Here is a 9,511-nt window from a genome sequence, read left to right on the forward strand (position 1 = left end):
CTCTTAAATACTTCATCAACCGTCAAGGTCAATGGCAATTTCACGGTTGGCAGAAGATCATGGATATGGATTGTCAGTTCAATCTGTTTCAAATAGCTAAGGTGCCAATAGAGAGACATGTAAAAATCAGGAGTGCCGCTACGCCTTTTGATCCTCAATACCAAGAATACTTGGCTAAGAGAAAATCAAAGAAGCAATGCCGTAACTCTTGGCATGAGCCTGCTCTCGCTGCTTTATAAGTTGCTGGGTGCCAATCGGTGCCTTCGTGAAGGCTTGAGCCTAGTGCGGTGAAAGTTGCACGCTGGGTTCTTAGAGGGACGACACTTGGTAACAGGTGTCGTCTACTCGACAGAAGTGGGTTAGAGTTGGTGCCTAAGCCATGCAGTTTGGATAAGTTTGATTTGGGCAAATCAGAAGTATGTGTTGATTAGCCAATGAGCCATAGTCGTTTGTTAGGTGTTTTTCCTATAGATAGCGCCTTGCTCTTCATACCAAGCGGCTACGGTCTTCCAACAGACCTGAAACCACTCCTTTTGAAACAAGTGCTGACTAAACTGTTCGTGAGCAGCCTTTTCAGCTCGTCTTGCTTGGACGATTGATTCAAACTCAAATACGGCTGAAAGAACCAAACATCTTGGATTGCCACGTTTAAGATTCGCATTCACTCTCCACTCAGGAGGATTTTTACTGTAGCCAATTTTAACCCACGGTCTTACGACCTCTCCTTCGAATGCTTCTTCAGTAATCAGGTAAACAAATGCCATATATACTCTCAAAATACCACGCGTTGCGAATCCCCTTTGAAAAGATTTTTAGCTCTATTTCTTGAAGGACTTTAGAATGTAATATCTCGTAACCGTAAGAATATGATATATCATTGCGCGAAAACTACTTTCAAACGTTTTTTCAAACGGTACCAGATAAGAAGCACAGGGAGTACCCATACGAACAACATCGATGTTCTTTACTTTCAGTAGATGATATCCGTGAGAAGTCTGTGTCGAGCAGACTAATTGTTCTAAATCCATTTGTACTGGATAATCCAGGTTGACTACTACAGAACAGTCAGCGAATGCCTCAATTTCATATTCTTGCGGGGTTTGAAAGACAAGGTCATCGTAATCTAGTCGCTGTGTTTTTTCAGGGCGATAATCGTTTTTTTGTAAAACTTGAAAGGTTACTTTCTTGAAGCACTTTACGTTTTTAATCCTTACTGGATAAGCATTCCTATTAGTGAAGTAAAGAAAAATTCTTGTCGACATTTTCTTTTGATGAACTAACACTCTTTTAAGTTTTAAAGGCCTTCGTTTGCTGTGATACCAAGCTAATAGTACAGACACAATTGCAATAAGCGATGCTACTGAACTCAGCACATCAACTGTGTTTTTAAAGATCAAAATTTACACCATACTGAGCCATTACTAAGGAGCGCTAACAAATTATTAGCGAGCAGCTTCCTCATTTAGTACAAAACCGAGATGCCTGATTAGTCAATGTACACTTGTATCAACTTACTTTGAGGCAGAGTATTCTTACGCTACCGCCCTTCGCTTCTCGGCACGCAACACGCCATCATTGTCTAAAACTTTTTGCGGGAATGTACCATAAAGTGCATAAAGCCAGATTTGATTTGGATCGCATGGAAATCTGCTTGGTTATTGATTGGTCGATCATCAATGAATAGCATTCTTAGGGGGGAATGAGTAAGGGATAAGTGATTAGTTTTAGTAAGGGAAAGTATGTGGTCTGCGAGATAAGTGAAGAGCGTCTGTAAATGGAAAAGGGGCACCAACGCACCAGAATCGTTTGGTCAAGTTTCCAACATCGCTCAAATTGGATAATAGTGGCGGCGCAATTATATTAATGTCCAAACGGCCAATAGCGCCCAAATGGCACTGACACTCCTAAACTTGTTGGTTACCAAGTAACGTTCAACCAATAAAACAATGGTCATTAATAACATCAATACCACGGAATGCTTGGACATAAACACCATAGCTATCATGACCAAACTGCACTCTACAGCGCACCGCACCCATGTAACCAATGCGTAACTGACAATACTCTTATAAAGCCTGAAGCCAGAAGCTTGTACGACGCCTAATCCGCCACATCGGTTTTTGATGGATTTGTTGATTGGGTTCTGGCCCCACCACCATGCCAACAGCAGAAAGGTAACAGCAAGCCCATTATATATTTCATGTGGGATAGCGAATGCGCGGACCGGGAGTTCTACGGCGGTGGCGATGCCCATAAGGAGAAGCAACCAACATATTGTATAGATTGCTGTAAAAAGGCTCATGGCTGGCAATCTGTGCCTTGGGTTCAAGGAGTTGGCAATATGCAATAGGTGTGCGGAAATCATCGGTAACATCATTCCAATGATCATCAATGTCAGTAACCACGGATCACTGTTTATTCCTGAAACATGATGATGGGCACTGTGAGGATCTCCCGAAGACATGGGAACGATGAGGGCAATCCAGGCGAGTGAAAAAAGCGCCACAAACACACCCGCACTAAACCTGAACTTGCGTATGTACGCCACGTCGATGCCAAGCACGCGAAGTACGTCTTGGGTTCGCTGCTGATAACGTGCTCGCTTTGTCGTCGAATTCATAATTATTCCGGGGGAAGCAGGCGCAGCCACAGGCTATTGACTGCGCCAGTGGCGTTAAGACGCCGTATCAAAAGATAGCGTAACTTTTCGGATGGTCACTTCACCACAGCCGGTTGTTTCACCGTCCGGCGTCAATTCGACACTGAGAGAGCCTCGGTCCAGCATGTGTTGGCACACATCCATCACAAACTTTTTCGGTATCCGCACAGACGTTGCCATTGGTGCGCCGTCGAATAGCTGAGTTTTGCCATTCTCTACCGTTGAACCAAAGAACGAGACCACACCCAAATCCCATCGCTGTCCGCTAGGTTGTTGATTTTCATCGTGCTCAATCACAGCCACTTTATAGTTTGCTGGCGTACCGGCCGTTTCTACCCCTTCAATGTTGAGTTTCACGCCTCGGATATGTTTCGCATGATTGGCGGTTTTACACTGAATCAGCGTGTTGCTAAACAACGATTTTTCAAGTAATTGCAGATTTACCGTTTGGGCCTCGTCACGAATGACGACGGGCTGAGCGGCATCCCCCACTATCAATGTATCGATATCACTCGGTCCTTGTACCGACATCGCTCCTGCCTCCGCAACGTTAATAAATGCTGCTGGCACCGCATCCGGGTGTCTTACCGCATTGACGTCTTCAATGAATTTTTGTAGGCCGGACGCACCGTCATACTCATAGTTAACGGTTTCAATCACCGATTGATTCGGTGCTTTAATAACGATTTCTTTCGTCTGCGAGAAATCGGTCAGTGCGAGGCTAACGTCTGTGACTTGCCCGTCATGAAACCATTTGAAGGCATACTCTTTACCAGGGTAGGGTGCGCTGCCATTTAGCTCCACCACACCGCCTAAACCTGTCCAGATTGACCAGAGTCGATCGATATTGGCATGGTGTAGATAGAACAACGGATCCAGTCCGGCAGTAGAAATGTCGGCCATTGCACCACTCACGGCGCCATGCACTACATTGTGCGGATAATTCTCAAGTGAGCCACCTCTGTGAGCTTGTGTTCCGCCAAATTCAAAAAAGGGCTCGTCGCTGACACTTTCTACCGTTTGGTCGTAAAAATCGAGATTATTGGTGTAATTCCGGTCAGGAAAGTACAGCGCATTTCCCTCATTCCTGAATGTCTCTGGGATCACCATATTCCCGGTTCCTGACGTTGTGTAATCCCAGTATGGCAAAGCCCAATTTTCGGGAGCACCTGGAATCTCACTCAAGACAGCCCGAATTGCGTTTTCAAATGCCAATAGATATTGACGATGCCACGCAAGAAAATAGAAAGACCCATGTGGACATTTGGCAAGGAACTCGTGATCGCCAGGGGTGATCTCGTTGTCTAATCCGGTTACCCAAGGTTTGTCGCCATCGTAAGTCTTGTGCCAAAACGGGGATTGGAAGTTGTACCTGTGTACAGCAGCCCACCAACCCCAGCTTGTTGGATCAGTGACTTCACGTCCTCGCATCAGGCTGACTGCTTTTTCATACCAGTAGAGGGAGGTTGCCGGATCGGTGGCTGATTGGCCGGTTATATTTGTACGAACCCGTAAGGTCATTGTGTCTCCTCGATGTCGTTGAATGTAATGTTGCTACTATCGACTAAGAACCGCAGTCACTATCAACTTATACTTTGCATGGCTATTAATATAGACACTGAGGTGTGGGGTTCAAGTTGGCACTTTAATAACTTAATTATCATTACCCCCAATAAACAGGGTTAGCATTTTTGCTAGGTAAGTGATTGTAATAAACTGAATAAATGGGTTCTTACGAGGGTGGTGCATTTAATAAAACGTCTGTGTCCTGACTGTTATAGTTTTAACCACTAGCATTTGTATCTAATTTATTGTGCATAAAGTGTCATATTGACTAGTCTTTTTGTGGCAAGAATGCATAACAATAACGACAGCCACAAAAGGAAGTGAAGTGATGACAAATGCTCGAAATATTCGGCAGATCCCGGAGCAAATAAGACAAACTCAAGTCGTTCAACTACAGGTTGCCGGGCAAGGTGGGGTTAGTGCAGCCGGTCGAGGGAAAAGCTCAGCAGAGTTTATTCAGTTTGCTTGTCCGGTAAAGGCTCTGGGCGTGGAACTACGTGTCTTCGTCTGGCAGGATGAAACGCAAATTGTGATGTTCAATACGATCACATGGCAGGTTGTTCAACGGTTTACGCAAACAAATATTGGGATCAATCCAGACCCTGGCTGCCAGTATTGGGTCAGTCTGGATACCAACAATAGATCGATCAGCACGGGCGTAGGTGAAATTCGGAAAGAGACCGAGACGCTCTCCTACCGTTTCAAAGCCGACAGTGATGAAGACGAGAAGATTATTCACGATATGTTTCATAGCATTGAGAGCATCGCGGTATCTTTTGATGAAGAGGCGTTTGATGCCAGTTCCTTCCGTTTTCCTGTCACCATCCAGTTGCCTCTGGCGATTATTCCGGCCAATAAGCTCACAATGATGGATGTCGCTGATGTCTCGGATCCTGACCAATTGGCTGGGCCAAATTATGAAAAAGCCAAAGTAACCATCATCAATAACTTGCCCGGCGCTTGTCAGCAGCTTTATGCCAATGTCGCAGGACAAAGCTTTCAGCTCGATACGCAAGATTTCCCAGATTTTGCCGAAGCGATCAACCATAGCATTAATACTGAAGGCTGCTGGTGCCATGATAAGTTGATAGAAAAAGCAAAAGCAGATGAATTTGGCGGCGGGGAAAAAGAAACTTACTTACGCATCACTCTGGGGGAAAACTATGGCAATTCGCCCGGCATTCCTTTTGTCATGGAGATATGGCCGATTGGTCACCAATCGCCTATCCATAACCACGGCGATGCCAATGCGATTATCCGCGTCTTGTCTGGTGCTATCACGGTTAATTTATACAGCATGTTATCCACTGTTAAGACCAACCAAACCCCCTTTAAGACCGCCACCTTCACCCAAGAGGATGTGACTTGGCTAAGCCCGGGCATTAACCAAATCCACCAGCTTACTAATGCGCAAACTGATCAAGCTTGTATTACGATTCAGTGTTATCAATACAGCGACAGCAATACGCTTCACTATGAGTACTTCGACTTTATTAATGATCAAGACGATAAAATTGAGCAGTTTTTCCCCAATTCAGATATGCGTTTCATCGAGTTCAAAAAAATTGTTAAAGCTGAATGGGAAGCCTCTCAACGCCAGCACTCTCAAAGCACGCGTCATGCGGAATTCGATCATGCTTCACGCTGAATGGAGGCTATAGACAGAAACTAAGTCTGTAAGTGGTCATAAAAAGGAGCAGGGCTGTGTTGATCAGGCCTGCTTCTTTTAGTTGATAGATGCGAAAAAAGTTTCTCCATCATTCTTTCCTTGTTATCAGCAGTAGGGGCGGTTTAAGAAAAGTAAGTCTTACACTCCCACCTCAAAATCCAGCAGAAAATGAGGCTGAACTATTTCAGTTCTTAAAGTGCCTGTCCAATTAGTTTAATGGGGTAGTAGATCGGCGTCGGTTCGACTACAAACGGTGTTATGAGGTTTTTCGAGGTGTATGAAAAACTGTGAAAATTTTCCTAAATCAACTGGGAAATTTACTCATCCATACGAAATCAACCACACTTCCTAATATCCTCCCAATTAAATCAATAAATAAATCAATGGTTTATTTAAATAATTGGCTGGGGGTATAGAGTGAAGGATAACTATCTGATTATTGCAGTTGGCTATTTTGACTATAAAATTGAGCAACAATTGTTAGTGCTAAGGGAGCATGGTTGTGACGTAGTTCGAGTCACGTCGCTGGCTAGCACCATAACCGAACAGTTCAAAGAGCAAAAAAAAAAAGGGTTAGTGCTCGTCAATGAGAACAATCACCCAATCCACCAGTATCAACCGACTTACCTTGCACTGGAGGTTCCGGTACTTTTTATCGTTGACGATGGCGAAACTAACTTCGATTGTTTTATGCAGTCTGTAAGATTTGAGTGCATTCCTCGCTCTCTGGCTCATGTCGCTTTGTTAACTCGCATCCGTCAACTCCTTTGGTATTTTGACCAAATTAGCGCTCTGACAGACCCTCTTAAATCTAAAAACTCGCTCATAGCGAGCAAAACCCAATCTTTAATTATTCAAAACCCAAGCGTGAATCATAGCCTAGATGAGTTGGCCAGCAAGGTGGGCACAAACCGTACTTATCTCACAAGGGCATTCAAATCCGAGGTTGGGATGAGTGTGCATGAGTGGCGAAGAGGGTATTGCATGAAACTGGCTCGTTGCTGGTTGCTCGATACACAGAAAAGTGTTTTAGATATTGCGTTGGATCTGGGGTATTCGCAATCGACGAATTTTTCGGTGGCCTTTAAACAATGCACGGGGTGTTCCCCTCGCGCATATCGTTTCCGGAAACCAAACAACACTCTATTTAAATGAGACGGTTCGCATCGATTTGTTATGAAACTCGTGATACTGAAGTTGCTCATCATGATAATTTCGATGCTCTGCGTATTCCATGGCTTGCCGTGGCGTCTTAACCTTTAAATGATGCCAAGCCGCTATCCAATGGAACCCGAACGGATTGTAATCCTCTGACGCTATAGACTCCCCACTTTCAGGACAGGCCGCGCACAGATAGGTGCTGTCTGCTGGACTCGCTCTACTTATACCGGAGATAAACCCCCCGCTATGGCATTGGGTCATGATTGTCACCAGTTGGGCAAAGCGGGGTAAGTCTGCTAAAGCGACTTCAATATCATCGACGGTCACCGGTGGATACACAGCAAAATCACGGAGGGAGCACGGTGTGTCCTTATCGTAGGTGGATGGGCCGTCGCCGTGTCCCGATGTATGCAGCAGCAATACGTCGTCGCGAGCGAGTTTATTTTTCAGTGTGGCGATGGCGTCTAGCAGTTCCAATCTCGTTCCCCTTCCTTTGATGGGAAGTAAGTACGGTTCCCCAGTAGGTGAGCCTGAAGAGGGTTTAGGTACACCGCTACAATCGAGCATGCCGTTATAATAAAGGATGTTGATATTTCGGGGTTTAAATCCACATTCTGTGACGAGAGTGCGGTACATAAACTCCAGCTCATTAAGGTGGCGATAGTTGGCGTGGCCAGCATACAAAATGGCGTATTTTTCCACGGGAACTCCTTATAAAAAAACCACCCGCGAACGGGTGGAAGATGCTTATTGAGAATTAAGAGGTGTTATTTCATCACTTCTTTGATCACGTTCACTGCTTGCTTACCCACAATGTTGAGGGTGTCATTCAGTACCACTTTCCCTGCTTTTTTGATGGTGTTCCATGTATTACTTAGCCAACCATTGGTTTCGGTTGGATCGAAAAACATGCTATCCATGTCGCAACCTTGGGCAAACAAACCTGAATCATAGTTGTAGGTCACTTCTCGACTCTCAACATGCTGATTAAAATCAATAATTGCAGAGTTGGAGGTGATATGTGACACAGCAACATTTTCATCAAACCCTTGGTTCGATGTAAACATCACCATGTAACGGTCAAGGGGCATGATACTTGCCTTACTTTTACCTGGGATGCTTGCTGCACAAATTTGGGCAGGTTGAGACGTATGTGGATGAGTCATGGAAAAGCCGCACACAGTAGATTCACCGTCGTTATGTACTTTGAGCAAGTACTGCTCAACAAGGTTTGAATCATTTGGGGTTGTTACTGACAATGTTGTGCTGTCTTCGCCGATAGTCAATACGTCTCCCAAGTCCATTTTACGAGATGAAGAAGCATGGACACGTCCACCACACACGAGTGAGGATTTTGAGGTAAAGCCATAATACTGATTGTTCCAAGAGATTTCATTTTGCTCTTGTAAGTTAGACGCATCTACACTCATGAAAACCGTACTTTTGGTATCTTCTGACAACGAGGCTACGCCTCGGAAAATAACCATTTTGTAGCCGCCTTTCTTTAGCGCCAGCAAAGATTTGTTTGGGATGTTAACTTTGATTGTACGTTGAGTTGTCATTGCATTTCCCTAATTGATGTTGTTGTGAATAAAGTCGTAGTTGTTGGTGTTACTATTTACTCTTCTCCTTCTTCATTTTTCCACGAGCGGTTTTTTATATTTCGGATTGTCTGAAACCACGATTTTCAAAGAGTTTCCTGCGCCGATAAACCGAACAACAAATGGCAGGTAAACCAATTTGTCGTTTTCATAGGTTTGTGATTGCTTACCTAACGTGTAAATCGGCTTCTGACCAATATCACTAAAGAATGCAGGGTCAGAATTACCCGTCGGATACGCAAATACATTTGCGTAGGCTTCATCTTCTTTTGCCCAATTATAGAAAGCGCGAATTGTGTAGGGCGTTTCAAGGCTATGTTTGTTACGCACTTCTAGCTCAAAGCAAACGGCACTAGCAGAGCTAAATTTAGATGTGTTGAACGCTGCCAGCGAGGTTTTAAGAGGGTTAATGACAGGATCGAAATATGATGCTGCTGTGGTGGCGGTGATGCTTTGAAATGCTGTCAGGTCGTACTTTTCATTGTCGTTTACTTTTTTTGCGTAGAAACCGTTAGGATGAAGTACTTGATCCTCGGTATCATTAGTAACTGAAACCGTTAATGGTACGCCAGAGTCGAAATAGTCTTTTGCTTTAATTCCGTACTCAAGTATGGAAGATATTCCAATCATTATTAACCTCGTTATTTAATATTCTATGCTCGGTTATTCGAGCAAGTTAATTATCGAACAAGTTTCGGTGTGATAATTATGAATACGTAAAGGATAGATATTAATTCGACAATTATTATCAGTGTGGAAGGCTTTGTTGCTTAATTCGGTTGGAAGACATGGCAGCCTAAAGTTGTTCGGTTCTTAAGCAATATACTGAGTTTCAGGCATACCCAGTCCTGTAAG

9 protein-coding genes and 1 pseudogene are annotated in these 9,511 nt (G+C 44.2%); 3 read left to right on the top strand and 7 right to left on the bottom strand.

Annotated features, from left to right (window positions below; genetic code table 11):
• Window positions 1–239 (top strand): annotated as a pseudogene (locus tag B5D35_RS21250) (group II intron reverse transcriptase/maturase); the annotation flags it as partial.
• Window positions 240–452: 213 nt separating this feature from the next.
• On the opposite strand, the gene B5D35_RS21260 reads toward B5D35_RS21250, so the two are convergent.
• The 4 genes from B5D35_RS21260 to B5D35_RS21275 form a co-directional block, all read right to left on the bottom strand.
• Entirely contained in the window at window positions 453–764 is a 312-nt protein-coding gene (locus tag B5D35_RS21260) for a GIY-YIG nuclease family protein (RefSeq protein ID WP_078754483.1), read from the bottom strand.
• 54 nt (window positions 765–818) lie between these two features.
• The gene (locus B5D35_RS21265; RefSeq protein WP_078754484.1) at window positions 819–1,397 is read right to left on the bottom strand and encodes a hypothetical protein; all 579 of its coding nucleotides are present in this window, start codon (window positions 1,395–1,397) and stop codon (window positions 819–821) included.
• A gap of 458 nt (window positions 1,398–1,855) precedes the next feature.
• Complete coding sequence (locus tag B5D35_RS21270; protein ID WP_078754485.1) at window positions 1,856–2,620, bottom strand: copper chaperone; 765 nt, start codon at window positions 2,618–2,620, stop codon at window positions 1,856–1,858.
• A gap of 54 nt (window positions 2,621–2,674) precedes the next feature.
• Window positions 2,675–4,180: a tyrosinase family protein gene (locus B5D35_RS21275; protein WP_078754486.1), complete on the bottom strand. Its 1,506-nt coding sequence runs from the start codon at window positions 4,178–4,180 to the stop codon at window positions 2,675–2,677.
• Between the two features lie 373 nt (window positions 4,181–4,553).
• On the opposite strand from B5D35_RS21275, the gene B5D35_RS21280 reads away from it, so the two are divergent.
• Window positions 4,554–5,873 carry a cysteine dioxygenase gene (locus B5D35_RS21280; protein WP_078754487.1) on the top strand — a complete coding sequence of 440 codons (1,320 nt, stop codon included), beginning with the start codon at window positions 4,554–4,556 and terminating at the stop codon, window positions 5,871–5,873.
• Between the two features lie 438 nt (window positions 5,874–6,311).
• A complete protein-coding gene (locus B5D35_RS21285; protein WP_078754488.1) occupies window positions 6,312–7,049 on the top strand; it encodes a helix-turn-helix domain-containing protein in 738 nt (245 codons plus the stop codon).
• Here B5D35_RS21285 and B5D35_RS21290 read toward each other — a convergent pair.
• The 3 genes from B5D35_RS21290 to B5D35_RS21300 all read right to left on the bottom strand — a co-directional run bounded on the left by B5D35_RS21290 (window position 7,038) and on the right by B5D35_RS21300 (window position 9,286).
• Window positions 7,038–7,757, bottom strand: a complete 720-nt coding sequence (locus tag B5D35_RS21290; RefSeq protein WP_078754489.1) for a caspase family protein — start codon at window positions 7,755–7,757, stop codon at window positions 7,038–7,040. The genes B5D35_RS21285 and B5D35_RS21290 overlap by 12 nt on opposite strands.
• A gap of 65 nt (window positions 7,758–7,822) precedes the next feature.
• Window positions 7,823–8,617 (bottom strand): hypothetical protein, encoded by a 795-nt coding sequence (locus B5D35_RS21295; protein WP_078754490.1) that lies wholly within the window; start codon window positions 8,615–8,617, stop codon window positions 7,823–7,825.
• A gap of 72 nt (window positions 8,618–8,689) precedes the next feature.
• A complete protein-coding gene (locus tag B5D35_RS21300; RefSeq protein ID WP_078754491.1) occupies window positions 8,690–9,286 on the bottom strand; it encodes a hypothetical protein in 597 nt (198 codons plus the stop codon).
• Window positions 9,287–9,511: the final 225 nt, after the last annotated feature.

Origin of the sequence: Enterovibrio nigricans DSM 22720, assembly GCF_900167155.1 — a bacterium.
GTDB lineage: Bacteria > Pseudomonadota > Gammaproteobacteria > Enterobacterales > Vibrionaceae > Enterovibrio > Enterovibrio nigricans.